This window comes from Kitasatospora sp. NPDC002227 (assembly GCF_040296285.1).
Taxonomy (GTDB): Bacteria; Actinomycetota; Actinomycetes; order Streptomycetales; family Streptomycetaceae; genus Kitasatospora.
Genome location: NZ_JBEOWY010000035.1, coordinates 20,783 through 37,448, shown reverse-complemented (window position 1 = coordinate 37,448; position 16,666 = coordinate 20,783). Strand labels below are relative to the sequence as shown.

12 protein-coding genes are annotated in these 16,666 nt (G+C 72.8%); 7 read left to right on the top strand and 5 right to left on the bottom strand.

From position 1 onward, the window contains the following. Window positions 1–210 precede the first annotated feature (210 nt). From ABT095_RS26580 to ABT095_RS26555, 6 genes are all read left to right on the top strand, one after another. On the top strand, window positions 211–1,941 hold the full coding sequence (locus tag ABT095_RS26580; protein ID WP_350532032.1) for an ABC transporter substrate-binding protein: 1,731 nt from the start codon (window positions 211–213) through the stop codon (window positions 1,939–1,941). Window positions 1,942–1,979: 38 nt separating this feature from the next. Beyond that, window positions 1,980–2,969: an ABC transporter permease gene (locus ABT095_RS26575; protein WP_350532031.1), complete on the top strand. Its 990-nt coding sequence runs from the start codon at window positions 1,980–1,982 to the stop codon at window positions 2,967–2,969. Then, window positions 2,966–3,955 carry an ABC transporter permease gene (locus ABT095_RS26570; RefSeq protein ID WP_350532030.1) on the top strand — a complete coding sequence of 330 codons (990 nt, stop codon included), beginning with the start codon at window positions 2,966–2,968 and terminating at the stop codon, window positions 3,953–3,955. The genes ABT095_RS26575 and ABT095_RS26570 overlap by 4 nt, the downstream gene beginning before the upstream one ends. Further along, window positions 3,952–4,938: an ABC transporter ATP-binding protein gene (locus tag ABT095_RS26565; RefSeq protein ID WP_350532029.1), complete on the top strand. Its 987-nt coding sequence runs from the start codon at window positions 3,952–3,954 to the stop codon at window positions 4,936–4,938. The genes ABT095_RS26570 and ABT095_RS26565 overlap by 4 nt, the downstream gene beginning before the upstream one ends. Then, window positions 4,935–5,912 carry an ABC transporter ATP-binding protein gene (locus ABT095_RS26560; protein ID WP_350532028.1) on the top strand — a complete coding sequence of 326 codons (978 nt, stop codon included), beginning with the start codon at window positions 4,935–4,937 and terminating at the stop codon, window positions 5,910–5,912. Before ABT095_RS26565 ends, ABT095_RS26560 begins: the two co-directional genes overlap by 4 nt. A gap of 204 nt (window positions 5,913–6,116) precedes the next feature. After that, window positions 6,117–7,922: a glycoside hydrolase family 36 protein gene (locus tag ABT095_RS26555; RefSeq protein WP_350532027.1), complete on the top strand. Its 1,806-nt coding sequence runs from the start codon at window positions 6,117–6,119 to the stop codon at window positions 7,920–7,922. Between the two features lie 227 nt (window positions 7,923–8,149). Here ABT095_RS26555 and ABT095_RS26550 read toward each other — a convergent pair whose 3' ends face one another. Together ABT095_RS26550 and ABT095_RS26545 are read right to left on the bottom strand one after the other, a co-directional pair. After that, entirely contained in the window at window positions 8,150–10,234 is a 2,085-nt protein-coding gene (locus ABT095_RS26550) for a helix-turn-helix domain-containing protein (protein WP_350532026.1), read from the bottom strand. 188 nt (window positions 10,235–10,422) lie between these two features. Continuing rightward, window positions 10,423–11,976 (bottom strand): FAD-dependent monooxygenase, encoded by a 1,554-nt coding sequence (locus ABT095_RS26545; protein ID WP_350532025.1) that lies wholly within the window; start codon window positions 11,974–11,976, stop codon window positions 10,423–10,425. A gap of 84 nt (window positions 11,977–12,060) precedes the next feature. On the opposite strand from ABT095_RS26545, the gene ABT095_RS26540 reads away from it, so the two are divergent. Next, complete coding sequence (locus tag ABT095_RS26540) at window positions 12,061–12,699, top strand: TetR/AcrR family transcriptional regulator (RefSeq protein ID WP_350532024.1); 639 nt, start codon at window positions 12,061–12,063, stop codon at window positions 12,697–12,699. Window positions 12,700–12,724: 25 nt separating this feature from the next. On the opposite strand, the gene ABT095_RS26535 is transcribed toward ABT095_RS26540, so the two are convergent. The 3 genes from ABT095_RS26535 to ABT095_RS26525 form a co-directional block, all read right to left on the bottom strand. Beyond that, entirely contained in the window at window positions 12,725–13,738 is a 1,014-nt protein-coding gene (locus ABT095_RS26535) for a Crp/Fnr family transcriptional regulator (RefSeq protein WP_350532023.1), read from the bottom strand. A 637-nt stretch (window positions 13,739–14,375) separates the two neighbouring features. Beyond that, window positions 14,376–15,548, bottom strand: coding sequence for an MFS transporter (locus ABT095_RS26530; RefSeq protein ID WP_350532022.1), 1,173 nt, complete (start codon window positions 15,546–15,548; stop codon window positions 14,376–14,378). Window positions 15,549–15,570: 22 nt separating this feature from the next. Next, entirely contained in the window at window positions 15,571–16,623 is a 1,053-nt protein-coding gene (locus tag ABT095_RS26525) for a hypothetical protein (RefSeq protein ID WP_350532021.1), read from the bottom strand. Between the last annotated feature and the right edge of the window lie 43 nt (window positions 16,624–16,666).

Here is a 16,666-nt window from a genome sequence, read left to right as displayed (position 1 = left end):
GCCGCAAGGTAGTTGGAGAGGCGCGCCGGACACAGCTCGGTAACGGAGCGCTCCACCTCTTGCCAGTGCAATTTCACATTACTATGTTACGGGTCACACCCCAGGAGCGGCTAGGTCTCGGAACGGACCTCTGCGGCCGCCCCCAGGTGGCCCCGGATCAGCCCCGGGGCGAACCGGGCCGCAGGATGGCCCCACACCGCGGAGTTGCACATGACCAGGCGTACCCACGCCGCCCTCGCGGCGGCGATCGCGGCAGCACTGACCCTCAGTCTCGGGGCGTGCTCCAGCAGCAGCAGTGACGACACCGGCGACAAGCCGGTGACCACCGAGGGCAACGGCATCATCGGCGGTACGCCGGTCAAGGGCGGCACCCTCACGATCCTGTCCAACCAGGACTTCGACCAGCTCGACCCGACCCGCAACTGGACCATGCCGGTCATGGACGTCGGCGTCCGGATGCTCTACCGCACCCTCACCACCTTCAAGGCGTCCCCGGGCGCCGAGGGCCTGAAGATCGAGCCGGACCTGGCCACCGACCTCGGTACCCCGAGCGATGGCGCCAAGACCTGGACCTTCCACCTGAAGGACGGCCTCAAGTACGAGGACGGCACGCCGATCGTCGCGGACGACATCAAGTACAACGTCGAGCGCTCCTTCTCGCCCGAGCTGCCCGGCGGCCCGGACTACGCCCGCCGCTACCTGAACGCCCCCGACAAGTACCAGGGCCCGCTCAAGGGCGAGCGCCTGGGCAAGGAGGCGATCGAGGTCCCGGACGCGAAGACCATCGTCTTCCACCTCAAGCGCCCGGTCGCCGAGTTCGGCTACACCGTCACGCTGCCGACCTTCGCCCCGGTGCCGAAGGCCAAGGAGGCGGGCGCCAACTACTCCAACCACCCGTTCTCCTCCGGCCCGTACAAGATCGAGACCTACGACCGCGGCAAGCAGCTGGTGCTGGTCCGCAACACCTACTGGGACCAGGCGAGCGACCCGGTCCGCAAGGCGTACCCGGACAAGATCATCGTCGACCAGACCCTCAAGGGCACCGGCATCGCGGACCGGCTGATCGCCGACCAGGGCGACGACAAGAACGCCATCTCCTACGTCGACCTGCTGCCCGCCAAGCTGAGCGACGTGCTGACCAACCCGGCCGTCAAGGCCCGCCTGATCAGCGAGAACGCCGGCTGTACCAGCAAGCTCGACATGAACAACCTTAAGGCGCCGTTCGACAACCCCAAGGTGCGCCTGGCGGTCCAGTACGCGGTGGACAAGGAGGCCGTGCAGAACTCGCTCGGCGGCCCCGCGTTGAACGACATCGCCACCACCTACCTGCCGCCGGTGCTCACCGACGGCAAGGCGGTCGACCACTTCGGCATCAAGCCGGCCGGTGACCAGGCCAAGGCCAAGCAGCTGCTGGCCGAGGCGGGCTTCCCGAACGGCTTCTCCACCGAGCTGGCCACCTCCACCGGCGGCAAGCAGGAGGCGGAGGCGATCCAGGCCGCGCTCAGGAACGCCGGCATCACCGTCCAGATCAACACCGTCGACCCGACCGCGCTGGCCGGCGTGGTCGGTGACAAGACCAAGCAGCCGGGCTTGTCGGTCGGCGGCTGGTGCCCCGACTATCCGTCGGCCGCCACCTTCCTGCCGATGATCTTCGACGGCCGCTCGATCGTGGACAAGAACAACTACGGCAACCTCGACCGGTTCAACGACCCGGCCGTCAATGCCGAACTCGACCGGATCGCCTCGCTGACCGACCTGAACGAGGCCAACAAGGCGTGGCTGGCGCTGGACGGCAAGATCATGGACGCCTCGCCCGCGGTGCCGCTGCTGTGGCAGAAGAAGCCGCTGCTGGTCGGCTCCAACATCGCCGGCGCCTACGCCCACCCCGTGTGGGCCGGTCAGATCGACTACGCCGTCATCGGCCTGAAGTCGGTCAAGTAGCCCTCGAACCGCCCGTCGAGTGTGAAGGAACCGACGCCATGACCGCCCCGCTCCGCCCGGCCGACGCCGGGGGAGCGGGGGCGGCGGCCAGCGCCTCCGCCCCCGCCCCGTCCGATCCCGCACCGCAGCCGCCGGCCTCACCGTGGCGGCTCGCCTGGCACCGCCTGCGCCGCCAGAAGGCGGCCCTGGTGGGCCTCGGCATCATCGTCTTCTTCGTCCTGGCCGCCCTGCTGGCGCCGGTGCTCACCGCGATCAGCGGCAAGGGCCCGGCGGACATCGACAAGAAGGCCGTCAACCCCTACCTGGGCGGCCTGCCCAAGGGCAGCCTCGGCGGCATGAGCCCCAAGCACTGGCTCGGCGTCGAGCCGATGCTCGGCCGCGACATCTTCGCCCGGCTGCTGTACGGCGCCCAGGTCAGCCTCCTGGTCGCGTTCAGCGCCGCGCTCATGATCACCGTGATCGGCGTGCTGCTCGGCATCACCGCCGGCTACTTCGGCGGCCGGATCGATTCCGTGATCAGCCGGTTCATGGACGTGATGATGTCCTTCCCCAGCCTGATCTTCATCATCGCGCTGCTCTCGGTGGCCCAGAACGCCAACCGCATCCTGCTGCTGATCGTCGTCATGGGCGTCTTCAGCTGGCCCTACATCGCCCGCGTCATCCGCGGCCAGACGATGTCGCTCAAGCACCGCGAGTACGTCGAGGCGGCCCGGGCCTGCGGCACCTCCAGCGCCCGGATCCTGTTCACCGAGATCCTGCCCAACCTCTCCGGCACGATCATCGTGTACGTCACGCTGGCCATCCCCGGCCTGATCGGGGCCGAGGCCGCACTGACCTTCCTCGGGGTCGGCGTGCGCCCGCCGACGCCCTCCTGGGGCCAGATGATCTCGGACTCGGTGCTCTACTACAAGGTCGACCCGATGTTCTTCATCCTCCCCAGCGCCTGCCTCTTCCTGATCGTGCTGGCCTTCACCCTGCTCGGTGACGCGCTGCGCGACGCGCTCGACCCGAAGGGCAGGACGGCATGATCGGATTCCTGATCCGGCGTCTGTTCGGCATCGCCGTCACCCTACTGGTGATCTGCGCGCTGACGTTCACCATTTTCTACCTGCTGCCCAACGACCCGGCGGCCCAGTTCTGCGGCAAGGACTGCTCCACCGACCACATCGAACTGGTCCGCCAGCAGATGGGGTTGAGCGATCCGCTGTACACCCAGTTCGCCCGGTACGTGGTCGGCATCTTCGCCGGGCAGACCATGGGCAGCGGCCAGTACGCCGTGCACTGCGGCTTCCCCTGCTTCGGGTACTCCTTCCAGAGCGCCCAGCCGGTCTGGGCGCTGATGATGGACCGCCTGCCCGCCAGCGCCTCGCTGGCCCTGGGCGCCGCCGTGCTCTGGCTGCTGCTCGGCCTGTCGGCGGGGGTGCTCTCCGCACTGCGCCGCAACACCTGGATCGACCGCACCGTCATGGTCGGCACCATCGGCGTCGCCGCGCTGCCGGTCTACTTCACCGCGATGATCCTGCTCTACCTGGTCGTCACGGTGCTCGGCTGGATGCCCTACCCGCGCTACATCGCCTTCTCCCAGGACCCGGTGGCGTGGATCCGCAACCTGATCCTGCCGTGGATCACCCTGGCGCTGATGTACGCCGCGATCTACGCCCGGATGACCCGCAACTCCGTCATCGAGACGATGGAGGAGCCGTACGTGCGCACCGCCCGGGCCAAGGGCATGCCCGAGCGCAAGGTGGTCGGCAAGCACGGGCTGCGCCCGGCGCTCACCCCCGTCGCCACCATGCTCGGCATGGACCTCGGCGGCCTGCTGGCCGGCGCCCTGATCACCGAGTCCCTGTTCAGCCTCCCCGGCGTCGGCAAGCTCTTCGCCGACTCGCTCAACAAGGCCGACCAGCCGGTGGTCATGGGGATCACGGTGCTCGCCGCCTTCTTCATCGTCACCTCCAACCTGGTCGTGGACCTCGTCTACGCCTGGATCGACCCGCGGGCGAGGATCTCATGACCGCACTGCTCGAAGTCTCGGGCCTGGAGGTGGAGTTCCGCACCGCCGAGGGCATCGTCAAGGCCGTCAAGGGGGTGGACTTCACCGTCGAGCGCGGGAAGACCCTCGGGATCGTCGGCGAGTCCGGCTCCGGCAAGTCCGTCACCTCGCTGGCCGTCATGGGCCTGCACCGCGCGGCCAGTTCCACCGTCACCGGCTCGGTGAAGTTCGAGGGCACCGAGCTGATCGGCGCCGTGCCCGAGACCGTGCGCAAGCTGCGCGGCCGCCGGATGGCGATGATCTTCCAGGACGCGCTCACCTCGCTGCACCCGTACTTCACCATCGGCGACCAGATCGCCGAGGCGTACCGGGAGCACCACGGTGGCAGCCGCAAGGCCGCGCTGGAGCGGGCTGTCGAGGTGCTCGGTGACGTCGGCATCCCCGAGCCGCGGCGCCGGGTGCACGAGCACCCGCACCAGTTCTCCGGCGGCATGCGCCAGCGCGCCATGATCGCCCTTGCGCTCTCCTGCGAACCGGACCTGATCATCGCCGACGAGCCGACCACGGCCCTGGACGTCACCGTCCAGGCCCAGGTGCTCGAACTGCTGAAGAAGCTCCAGCAGGAGCGCGGGCTCGGCGTCATCATGATCACCCACGACCTCGGGGTGATCGCCCGGGTCGCCGACGAGGTGCTGGTGATGTACGGCGGCTCGGCCGCCGAACAGGCCCCCGTGGACACGCTGTTCGCCAGCCCCCGGCACCCCTACACCCGGGGCCTGCTCGACTCGCTGCCCCGGCTCGACGCGGCCGAGGGCGAGGCGCTCAGCTCCATCCCCGGCAGCCCGCCCTCGCTGCTCAACCCGCCGCCCGGCTGCGCCTTCCACCCGCGCTGCCCGGTCTACGCGGCCGAGAAGAACCCGCTCTGCACCGGGGAGCGGCCGCAGCTGCGGCTGGTCGCCGAGGGGCACCGCAACGCCTGCCAGCTCGATGGGGTGACCGCATGACCGCAGCCCTGCTCTCCGTCACGGACCTGGGGATGACCTTCCCCGGCCCGCGCGGCACCCTGCGCCGCCACCCCGGGATCAAGGCGGTGGACGGCGTCTCCTTCGAGGTCGCCCCCGGCGAGACGCTCGGCCTGGTCGGCGAGTCCGGCTGCGGCAAGTCCACCACCGGCAGGATGCTGGTCCGGCTGCTCGACCCGACGGCCGGTCAGGTCAGCTTCCAGGGCCAGGACATCACCCGCACCGGCCAGCGCGAGCTGCGCCCGCTGCGCAGCAGACTGCAGATGATCTTCCAGGACCCGTTCGCCTCGCTCAACCCGCGGCAGACCGTCCAGCAGATCGTCTCGGCCCCGCTGCGGGCCCAGGGCATGGCGGCCGACGCGATCCGCAAGGAGGTCCGCGAACTGGCCGGTCTGGTCGGGCTCTCGCCCGAGCACCTGGACCGCTACCCGCACCAGTTCTCCGGCGGCCAGGCCCAGCGCATCGGCATCGCCCGGGCGCTGGCCACCCGGCCCGAACTGGTCGTCGCCGACGAGCCGGTCTCGGCCCTGGACGTCTCCATCCAGGCCCAGATCGTCGGCCTGATGGAGCGGCTGCAGCGCGAACTCGGCGTGGCGTACGTGTTCATCGCGCACGACCTCGCCGTGGTCAAGCACATCAGCCACCGGGTCGCCGTGATGTACCTCGGCCGGATCGTCGAGATCGGCGACAAGCAGGAGGTGTACGGCAACCCCGCGCACCCCTACACCAAGGCGCTGCTCTCCGCCGTGCCGCTGCCCGACCCCGCCGCCGAACGCGCCCGCGAGCGGATCGTCCTGCTCGGCGACCCGCCGAGCCCGGCCAACCCGCCCGGCGGCTGCACCTTCCACCCGCGCTGCCCCAAGGCGCAGGACATCTGCAGGATCGAGGCTCCGCTCCTGCAGATCACCGCCCCCGGCACAAGCCGGCAGGCCGCCTGCCACTTCCCGGAGGCGTAGCCCGAACTCCCGGTCGGGCGTGGCGGGGAACCGTCAGCACGCGGGCCACGCCCGACCGGGTCTCACACCCCCCAAAAAAAGAGAGCCCCCGCGCGGGGCGGCTGTCTCTTCCGCTTCCGCAGCCGCCCCGCGTGGGTACCACCCCTTTCCCGGCGCTCCGTCCGGCGCCGCCCTTCACCGATCGCCGACGGAAGGCACTCCCTCGTGACCCAGACCCCGCCCCCGCTCAGCTGGGACGGCAGCGCCCAGCCCTCCGGCCGTCCGGAGGACCGCCGCGCCGTCGAGACCGGTCTCGGGCTGCCCGGGCTCAGAGTGCAGGCCACGGCGGTGGGCGCCGGGCTCGGCGCCGTCACCGTGACGCCGCAGGACCAGGACGGCGTGGTGCTGATCGAGGTCACCACCGGCCCCTCGCTGGACGGGCAGCCCGCCCGCGCCCGGGTCGAGTGGCGGCTGCCCTGCACCGGCGCCACCGCGCACTGGACCCCGAACACCGGCACCCGCTGGCTGCCGCCCTCCTGGATCGCCCCCCGGATCGCCTCGCTGCCCAAGGGCGCGCCGGTCGGCTCGCTGGTCGGCACCGGCGACGCCGCCCTGTGCACCTTCGCCGTCGGCGAGCTGGTGCTGCCGGTCTCGATCGGCGAGGGTGCCGTGGAGGAGACCGGCGAGTTCAGCTTCTGGGTCGAGCACGAGGGCGACCGCCTGCACCTGCTGCTCGACCTGAGCGGGCGCCACTTCGCCGACACCGTCCGCGGCGCCGCCTCCTGGTGGGCCACGCTGATGGCGCCGGTCACCGTGCCGCCCGCCGCCTTCGAGCCGACCTTCTGCACCTGGTACGCCCTTCACCTGGCGATGACCTCCGCCGACGTCGAGCGCCTGGCTCGGCTTGCCGCGCCGCTCGGCTTCAAGGCGCTGATCGTGGACGACGGCTGGCAGACTGACGAAGAGGGCCGCTCCTACGCCACCACCGGCGACTGGCAGCCTGCCCCGCTCGGCTTCCCCGACTTCGCCGCGCACATCGCCCGGGTGCAGGAGCTGGGCCTCAAGTACCTGGTCTGGCACTCGCTGCCCTTCGTCGGCGAGCGCTCTGAGGCGCTCAAGGGCCTGGCCGAGCACACCCTGGCCCACCTGCCCCAGCTGGAGACGCACGTCCTCGACCCGCGCAGCGCCACCGTCCGCGCGCACCAGGTCGAGCGGCTCGCCTCGGCGGTCGAGACCTACGGCGCGGACGGCCTCAAGGTCGACTTCATCGACACCTTCGCCCGGGCCGGGGCCACCTCGGCCTCCCCGGAGGCCGACTGCCCGACGGTGGCCGAGGGCGTGCAGAAGCTGCTCACCGCGCTCGACGCCCGGCTGCGGGCCACCCGGCCCGAGGTGCTGATCGAGCACCGGCAGGACTACATGGGCCCCGGCCTGTGGCCGTACGCCACGATGGTGCGCGCCACCGACTGCCCGCACAACACCGCCGAGAACCGCACCCGCACCGCCGACCTGCGGCTCACCGCCGGCCCGCTGGCCGTGCACGCCGACCCGATCACCTGGCACCCGAGCGAGCGCCCCGAGCAGATCGCGGTGCTGCTGCTCTCGGTGCTCTTCGCCACCCCGCAGGTCTCGGTGGAGCTCTCCGCCCAGAGCCCGGCGCAGCTGGAGACGGTGCGCTTCTGGCTCTCCGTCATGCGCGAGAACGTGGCGCTGCTGCAGCGCGGCGAGCTGCGCCCGCACCGGCCGGAGCTGGCCTACCCGCTGATCGAGGCCCGCAACGGCACAGCCCTGGCCTTCGGCCGGTACGCGCCGGTGCCAGCGGCCGTGACGGGGGAGTGGGAGCTGCTGCTGCTCGCCAACGCGGACGCGGACACGCTGGTGCGGCTCTCCTTCGACCGGGCGCCGGGGCGGCTGCGGCTGCTGGTCCAGGACTGCCGGGGCGACGTGGTGGCCGAGGCCGAGCCGACGGTGGCGGGCACGGAGCTGGCGCTCCACGTGCCGCTGGGCGGGCTGCTGACCGTCCGCCGCTGAGACTGCCGGAAAGGCAGGACGGCCCGGGGTCGGAGGGAGTGGGGTTCCTCCGGCCCCGGGCCATGCCGGTTCAGCGGCCGGCCGATCCGTCCCCCGTGTCCGGTCCCCCGTCCGGCCGCTGGTCCAGACTCTAGGCAACGGGACACCGGCCCGGTACCGCACGAGTGCACGGTCGGGCCGGGGCGGGTGTCACCGGTGCACGGTCCGGCTGCCCGGACGGCCCTGGCTCAGTTGCCCTCGAGGGCCGGATCCAGCTCGCTCAGGGCCGCGAAGGCCAGGGCCGTCTCGTACACTCCGCTGCCGCCGGAGAGCAGTTGGCGCTGGAGCAGCTGCTCGGCGGCGCGCAGGTGCTCGCGGACGGTCTGGGGGTGCAGGCCCAGCTCCTGGGCGGTGCGCTCGACGTGGGTGTCGACGGCCAGCCAGGTGCGCAGGGTGGTGCGCAGGCCGCGGGCGTCCGTTCCGAGGCGCTGCAGCAGGCCGGTGGCCCAGGCCCGGACGGCCGGGGTGCCGAGCACCTCGGCGAGCGTCACTCCGGCGGCCTCGGCCGCCGCGCCGCTCTCCTCCGCGCGCAGCGCGAGGTGGAGCACGGCCCGCGGGCGGACCTTGTCCAGGTCGAGCCCGAGCAGGGCGGCCGCCCGGTCCATCCGGGCCCGGACGGTGTTGCGGCTGACCCCGAGGATCTTCCCCGCGCTGGTCGCCGGGAACTCCAGGCCCAGGCGCAGCGTGCCGAGCAGTTGGTCCCGGCTGCCCAGCGGCACCGCCCGCAGCGGCCCGAGCACCCCGGCCGCCCAGGCCCCGGCCACCGCCGGGTCGAACACCTCGGTCAGCCGGCTCTCCACCGCGTACAGCGCCGCCCGCCCCGGCCGCAGCCGCGCCACCGCGAGCGACCGGACGGCATCCCCGTACGCCCCCGCCACCTCGGCCAGCGGCTGCACCCCGCTGCCGCCGAGGAAGCGGTCCGCCCGGTGCTCCAGGAACCCGCGCAGCACCTGGCCCACCGCGTCCCAGCCCGGTTCGGAGCCGCTTCGGGCAGGCAGGGGGCTGATCACGATCAGGTGCTGCTCGGTGGCGGGGCAGCGCACCACCATGGCCCGGCCGGCGGTGGCCCCGCCGCAGGCGCGGGCCAGTTCGTCCCGCTCTTCGGCGGGGCCCTCCAGGATGTAGACCCGGGCCCGCTCGGTGTCCAGCAGGCCGGGTGCCAGGCCCTCCGCCGTCCGCTGAGCCAGCGTCACCTCGCCGCCCATCAGCAGCTGGAAGACGGCCACCCGCAGGCCGGCCGCCGCCTCGGCGAGCCGGTCGCGGCGCTGCTCGGCCGCCCGCAGCCGCAGCAGCGCCGCGAGCACCCCGGCGGTCTGGCCGACCAGCGCGGCGGCCGCCTGGTCGAACGGCTCGGCCCGGCCGACGGTCAGGTGGGCGCCACCCCGCCCGACGGCGGCCAGCCGCAGGCTGAGCCCGTCCTCCTCCAGCGCGGCCGACCGCAGCCGCCCGGCGGCGATCTCCGCGCCCGGGCCGCGCCCGGCCGCCAGCAGATCCGGCGCGGCGGGGGAGGAGACGGCCAGGACCTGACCGCCCGTCCCGGGCTCGGGGGTGGCGAGCAGGCCCGTGGGTGCCGGCCCGGCCGCTGCCGGGCTCTTCGGCTCGGGGGAGGTGGTCGCCGCCGGCCGGTGGGCCTTCGTAGGCCCGGGAGCCGGTCGGCCGGTGGCCACCGGCCCGGCCGCCGGGTGCCGCAGCCCGGGGGAGGTGACGGCCGACGCCCGCCCGGCCGTCCTCGGCCCGGTCGCCGCCGGAGCCGCCGCTGCCTGAGCCCCTGTCGCCTGAGCCGCTGTCGCCTGAGTCGCCGCTGTCTGAGCCGCCGTCGCCGGCCCGGCCAGCAGGGCGGTGCCGCGGACGGCCTGGCCCAGCCACTCCACCACCCGCTCCACCGCGCGGTCGCCCGGCTCCCGGGCGTGGGCGAGCAACTGCTCCAGCCGCTCGGCGCGTTCGCGGGCCACCCGCCAGCGGCGGTCGGCCACCGCCTGGGCCTCGCGCAGCCGCTCGTCCGCTATCGCCCGGCTGACCCGCAGCCAGGACACCTCCGGCGCCACCCGTAGCACCGGCACCCCGGCGAACGGGCCGTCAGGACCCGTGGCCCGGACGGCGATCGCCGCCGCCCGCCGCAGGCCCGGCACCCCGGGCTCGTACACCAGGACCTGCCCGGTGGGATCCTCCCCCGGCTCCGCCAGCCCCAGCACCGGCCGCTCCACCCACTCCGGAGGCCCGTCCACCAGCCGCAGGCCGGGCACCGTCGTCACCAACCACCCCAGAGTGGGCACTTGACCTCCTCATCTCGGCCGGCACCGGGCGGGCCACCGGACTCCACGGTAGATCGCCGTCCGAGCCCGGTCTGAACCGGGCGGCCGGTATGTGCCGCCCGGGCACCCCGAGTACTACCCGAGGCCCGGCTTCGGCCGTGCCCGCGCGCACGGCAATCGGCTCACCCCCTCCCCGGCGGCACCGTCCGTCACGCACCTCCGTCCGGCAGCCGACGCCCCAGGCGGGCCAGGTAGCCGGTGACGGCCTCGGGCTCGGTGCCCGGGGCCGTCAGGGCGAGGTGGTTGTCGGGGCGGACCAGGACCAGGGCGGGGCCGTGGCCGGCCAGGCCGTAGGCCGTGCGGAGGCGGCCGCCGGGGTCGGAGCGGTGGTCGACGGGCACGGCCCGGGCCCAGGCGGGGAGTTCGGGGGCCTCGGCGTCGAAGCAGAGCAGGGTGAAGTCGTCGCCCGCGAGCAGGGCGGAGAGCCGGACCGGGCCTTCGGGCCCGATCAGCACACCGTCCGGAGCGCGGTCGCCGGCCTGTACGGCGGCGCCCAGAGCGTCCCGCGCCAGGGGGCTCCAGCGGTAGTGGACACCGAGCCCGTCCAGCCCGGTGGCGCGGCCGGCCTCCAGGCCCTGACCCGGCGTCCGGACGGCGGCGAGCACCGTGCCGAGCAGCTCCGCGCTGAGGTCGACCGCCTGGGCGGCGACCGGCAGCCGCTCCTCCTGGTAGCTGTCGACCAGCCCCGGGCCGGCCCGGCCGCTCAGCACGTACCCGAGCTTCCAGCCCAGGTTGAACGCCTCCTGGATGCCGGTGTTCATCCCCAGGCCGCCCGCGATCGGCTGGACGTGCGCGGCGTCCCCCGCGAGGAGCACCCGGCCGACCTGGAGGCGCTCGGCCAGGCGGACGTTGCACCGCCAGGTGGAGAGCCAGCCGACCCGGCCCAGGCGCACGCCCGGCTGCTCCCCGGCGTAGGTGGCGAAGAGCCGGCGGAAGCTCTCCTCGGAGGCCGGCAGCTCCGCACCGCCGGGCCCGCGCTCGGGCGGGGCCTGGAACTGCCACAGCGGTGAGCCCTCGAACGGGCAGAGCAGCACGCCGCCCTCGGCGGTGAACCACTGGTGCCACACCTTCGGGTCGAGCCCCTCGACCTCGACGTCCCCGCAGACCATCGAAACCGAGGGGTCGTGGCTCCCCACGAAGGCCACGCCCAGGCCCTTGCGGACGGCCCCGCGCGCGCCGTCGCACCCCACCAGGTACGCCGCCTCGATCTGCTCGCCGTCGGCCAGGACGGCCCGCACCCCCTCCTCGCTCTGCTCGAAGCCCTGCTCGAAGCTCTGCTCGAAGCCGGTCAGCTCCCGGCCGTGCTCGACCTCGACCCCGTACGAGCCGAGGAGCTCGCGCAGCGCGCCCTCCACCCGCCACTGGGGGAGGGTGAGCGGGCTGTCGAACGGCACCTCGGGGGTCGGGCCGCTGCCCGCGACCGGATCGGACTCGCTGACGAAGGCGCCGTCGAAGTACTTGCGGAAGGGCAGGTGGGTGCGGCCCACGGCGAGCAGCCGCTCGGCCAGGCCGAAGTCGGCCAGCACCTCGAGGCTGCGGGGGTTGAGGCCCTTGCCCCGGGAGTGCCGGTGCGGCTCGGACGCCTGGTCGACCACCCGGACGGGTATGCCCTGGCGGGCCAGGGAGCAGGCCAGCGTCAGGCCCGTCGGCCCGGCTCCGGCGATCAGTACTGCTGTGCTGGTGGTGCCATCGATCGCTCTCATGGCATCAAGCGAACAGCAACTCGGTAAGAAATGCAACCGAGTAACAAATCTTCCTTGGTCTCTCCGTCTGAGTACGATGAACATATGAATCAGGCAGCAGGTCTGCGGACCCTCAAGAAGGAACGCACCCGCCGGGCGATCGCCGACGCGGCCGTCTCGCTCTTCCTCGCCAAGGGCTTCGACCAGGTCTCGGTGGCGGAGATCGCGGCCCGCGCGGAGGTCTCGAAGCCGACGCTGTTCCGGTACTTCGCCAGCAAGGAGGAACTGCTGCTGCACCGGTTCGCCGACCACCAGGGGGAGGCCGGCCGGGTGGTGCTGGCCCGCCCCGAGGGCGTCACCCCGCTCGCCGCGCTGCGCGCCCACCACCTGGAGCGGCTGGCCGCGCACGACCCGGTCTCGGGGCTGAGCGACGCCCCCGAGGTGCTCGCCTTCCACCGCCTGGTCTTCGAGACCCCGAGCCTCGCCGCCCACCTGGCCGCCTATCAGGCCGCCGACGCCACCGCCCTCGCCGAGGCCTTCGCCACCCGGCACGGCGGCGCCGCCGGCCTCGCCGACCGCCTGCTCGCCACCCAGTACCAGACCGTCCGCCAGACCCTCGCCCGCGACACCTGGCACCGCCTCACCACCGGCCTCCCCCTCCCCGAGGCCCACCGCCAGGCCGTCGCCGACACCGAGCTGGCCTTCGACCTCCTCGCCGACGGTGCCGCCCGGCTGGGCTACTGAGCGAATGCCGCAGGGGTGGGCGTGCTCACCAGACGGTGGCAGAAAGATTCCTGAGCCGTACCACGTCCAGGATGCGGAGGCGGGAACGGGTGCTGCCGACCACCCCTTCGTACCTCAGCTGTTCCATGACGCGGGAGCAGGTCCGCAAGGAGACCCCGCAGAGCGCTGCGATGTCGCTCTGGCCCAGCGGTAGGAGGAGGCCCGCGGTGTCGTCCCCCGAGAGGTCGAACGAATCTGCCAGGTCCACCAGTGCCGCACACACCCGGGCCATCGCCGTCCCTGCTTCACGCGTTCGTCGGGCGTTGGCGGCGGCGAGCTCGTCCGACAGCGTCCGGGCCAGGGCCATGCTCGCCGGAGGGTGATCGGCCAGAAAGGTTCTGAAACGCTCGTTCGGGATCAGCAAGGCTTCCACCGGCCCCAAGGCCTGGACGGTGGAACCGGCCGGGCGGCCGGTCAGAGCGCGCTCGGCGAGCAGGAGGTCTCCAGGGGTTCCCAGCCGGAGGAGGGTCTCGTAGCCGGCCGGACTTGACGCGGTCAGCTTGACGAATCCTTGGACCAACAGAGTGACGGGCCCGGCGGGCTCCCCCTGCCGGGCGAGGAGCTCCCTGGGGCGGAAGCTCCGGATGACTCCGAGCTGCCTCAGGTCGCGTCGCTCCTCGGGTGAGAGTTGATCGCTGAAGGAGTGCCGGTCGCGCCGCAGGCGCACGGCTTGCTGTCGGCCGGCCGGACCGGCCGGATGTGCGGTCACGGGTTGCGAGTGCTGCTCCTCGGACGTCTGGGAGCTGTCCCGAGCAGCGGTCCACAGCTCCCGGAACTGCTCCGGATCGCCGTCGAGTGCTCTGACGACCGGTTCCAGCGAAGTCCAGCTCGGGACACTTCGGGTCCGCAGCACCCGGTGGACCGTGTCATGGCTCAGGAGGGGGCCGGTCAGCCGTGCGAGTGCCCGCACGGACGGGCTTCCGGCGCGCCTGTGCAACAGGTCCAGCTGGTCGTGCAGGGTCGCCAGGGCGAGGCTCGCAGCTTGTGGTGCGTCAGACACGGTCGTGGACCTCCCTCCTGAGGGCTGGTCGCAATCCTTCGCGGTCTCGTCAGACTTCGGCTGGATACGCCATTTGGCGTGGAAGCATTCTGTCAGAGCGGCCAGACTCCGTGGGTGAACCGCCATACTGCGTGGCAGCACTCTGTCTTCGGACGGTCTGGCTGAAACAGAACGGGCCCGTGTCCTGGTGCACCAGAACGCGGGCCCGGCTGGGCGGACGGATCAGCTCTTCCTTGGCCGGTAGAAGATCCAGTCGCCCACGACCACGACGGCCCCTGTCACTGCGGCAGGGGTCGCGTGGCCGGCCAGCGAGAACCCTGTCTGGATGACTTGGAGCCCCGACCGGGCGTGAAACCAAGCCTTCGGCGGGGTGGGAGTCGTGTGCGTGTTGTGTCGCGTGCCGCCTTCGCGGGGATCCTCTGGCTGAGGATCGCCTGGTCCGTGCGACGGATCGTGCCCTTCCATTGCTCCTCCTGGCTACAACGCGTGGAACTGCGTCGTTGCCCGTCTGGCTGACGGACATGCCGCGCCAGTCAGTCCCAGAGGCGCTCAGGCTGAGCACGCGTCACACCTGGAGGTGTGACATTCGTACCCTCTCTCGACAATCCGCCTCCCGTAAAGCGGTCCTGACGGTTTGTTACAGATCGTTTGGGTGTGCCACCCTCGCTGCCTTGATGTCCGGGCGGGCGGCGAGGAGGCCGGCGGCGGTCTCCGGGAGGACCAGGGCGAGCAGGAGCAGCAGGGCGGCCGTCCAGCCGCCGGTGGCGGCGTGGAGGAGGCCGACGGCGAGCGGGCCGAGGGCGGCGAGGAGATAGCCGCCGGTCTGGGCGATGCCGGAGAGGCGGGCGGCGGTGTGCGGGTCCGCCGCGCGGAGGGTCAGCAGGGTGACGGCCAGCGGGAAGGCGCAGCCGTTGCCGAGGCCCAGCAGCACCACCCAGAGCCATCCGGCCCCCGGCACGAGCAGCAGCCCGGCCAGGCCGAGGCCCATCGCTGCCGCCACCACGGCCACCACCGGCCCCTGCCCCGCCCGCCGGGCGGCGACCACCGGGGTGGCGAAGCCGAGCGGAATGCCGATGGTCAGCAGCACGGACACCATCAGCCCGCTCTGCGCGGCGGTGTACCCCTGAGCCTGCATCAGCTCCGGCAGCCAGGCCGTCAGCACGTAGAACATCAGCGACACCGCACCCAGGAACCCGGTCAGCGCCAAGGCCAGCGGAGAACGCAGCAGCACGACCTCGGGACGCGCGGGCCGTGGCGGCGCGGGTGCGACGGCGCGGCCGCCCGCCCGCCGGGCCAGTGCGGTCCACGCCGTCGCGGCGGCCAGTGCGGGCAGCGCCCACACCGCCACCGCGGCCCGCCAGCCGGCGGCCTCGGCCAGGGGGACGGCGAGGGCGGCGGCCAAGGCGGCGGTACCGGACATGACCGTCATGGCCAGGCCGGTGTGGCGGCCGACGCGCAGGTGCTGTTTGACGTGGGCGGGGAGCAGCACGTTGGCCACGGCGATGCCCGCGCCGACCAGTACCGTGCCACCGAACAGGGCCGCCGTGGACGGGAGGGCCCGCAGCAGGCTCCCGGCCGTCAGGACGGCCAGCGCCCCGGCCACCGTCGCCTCCGTGCCTGCCCGCCGGGCCAGTGCGGGGGCCAGCGGGGCGAAGAGGCCCAGGCACAGGACCGGCAGGGTGGTGAGCAGGCTCACCGCGACCCCGCCCAGCCCGTACGCGTCCCGGACCAGGCCGAGCACCGGCGCCAGGCAGGTGACCGGTGCCCGGAGCACGGCCGCCAGCAGGACCAGTCCGAGGGAGTGTCGCATCGCGTCACCCGGCCGCGCCCGGTCAGGCCGCCGCCGGCCGCTCACGGGGGGCGGCGTCAGCGGCAGCCGCCTCCGCCTTCGCCGCCCGTCTGGCCTGGAACGGGCAGGCCAGCTGGACCTGGATCTCCTCGGAGAGGAGGTCCTGCTTGCCCTTGAGCGCGTCGGCGATCTCCTGGTCCACGGGGAAGACCAGCTCCGCCGCGACGTTGTCCTGCACGATCCGGGCCAGGTTGTCGAGGGCGGTGAGGACGGGGTCGGCGGGCAGTTCGGCGGTCGGCAGGTCGATCAGGTGGGAGTCGACCGTCGACGGGTCCATGAACTGCCGGATGACGATGGAGTTCTGGTTGAGCACCGAGGTGGTCCAGATCGACAGCACGACGGCGTAGAGCCCCCGCCACTGCTCCTCGCCGACCTGCTTCCGCCACCGCCGCATCACCGCCTCCACCCCGGCGATCTGCGCCTTCGCCGCGTACGCCATGTTGGCGCGGATGTCCTCGTACACGGCGCCGGTGAAGTCGGTGAACTCGTCGATGCCGAAGCTGCGCCGCTCCAGCGCGCCGCCGATGAAGCCGAGCGCGCCGTCCAGGATCCTGGTCGAGGAGGCCAGCAGCCCGGGCGGCAGCTCCGCCTCGCCGAGTTGGCGGTGGGCCGTGCGCAGGGTGTGCGCGAAGTGCTGCAGCGGCCGGACCCAGCCGGTCGCCTCCGGGGCCTTCAGGTAGGGGGCGAGGACGGTGAAGGTGCCGAGCGGGACATGCGCGATCGACTTGGCCAGCTCGAAGATCTCCGAGACGGGGTGCACCGTCTCCCGCTGCCCGTTGTGGACCAGGGTGAACAGGCCGCCCTGGGAGTCGTTCTGCACGACGATCACCGGGCTGAGGTGGTTGATCAACTCGGCCTTGAGCGCGGCGTAGTTGCGGCGCATGTCGACGTTGACCGCGAAGACCGTGTTGCGGGTGCGCCTCGTCCGGTCGGACCAGAAGGCGACCATCTCCTCGTCGTGCGGGTCGATGTCCTTGGCGTGGTCGTTCACCCGGCCGTCCGCCTGGACGAGCCCGGGGTGGTCGGTGGTGCCCATCTCGCTCCAATGCCGTTCGCCATCAGGGCGGGCGGCTGGGCCG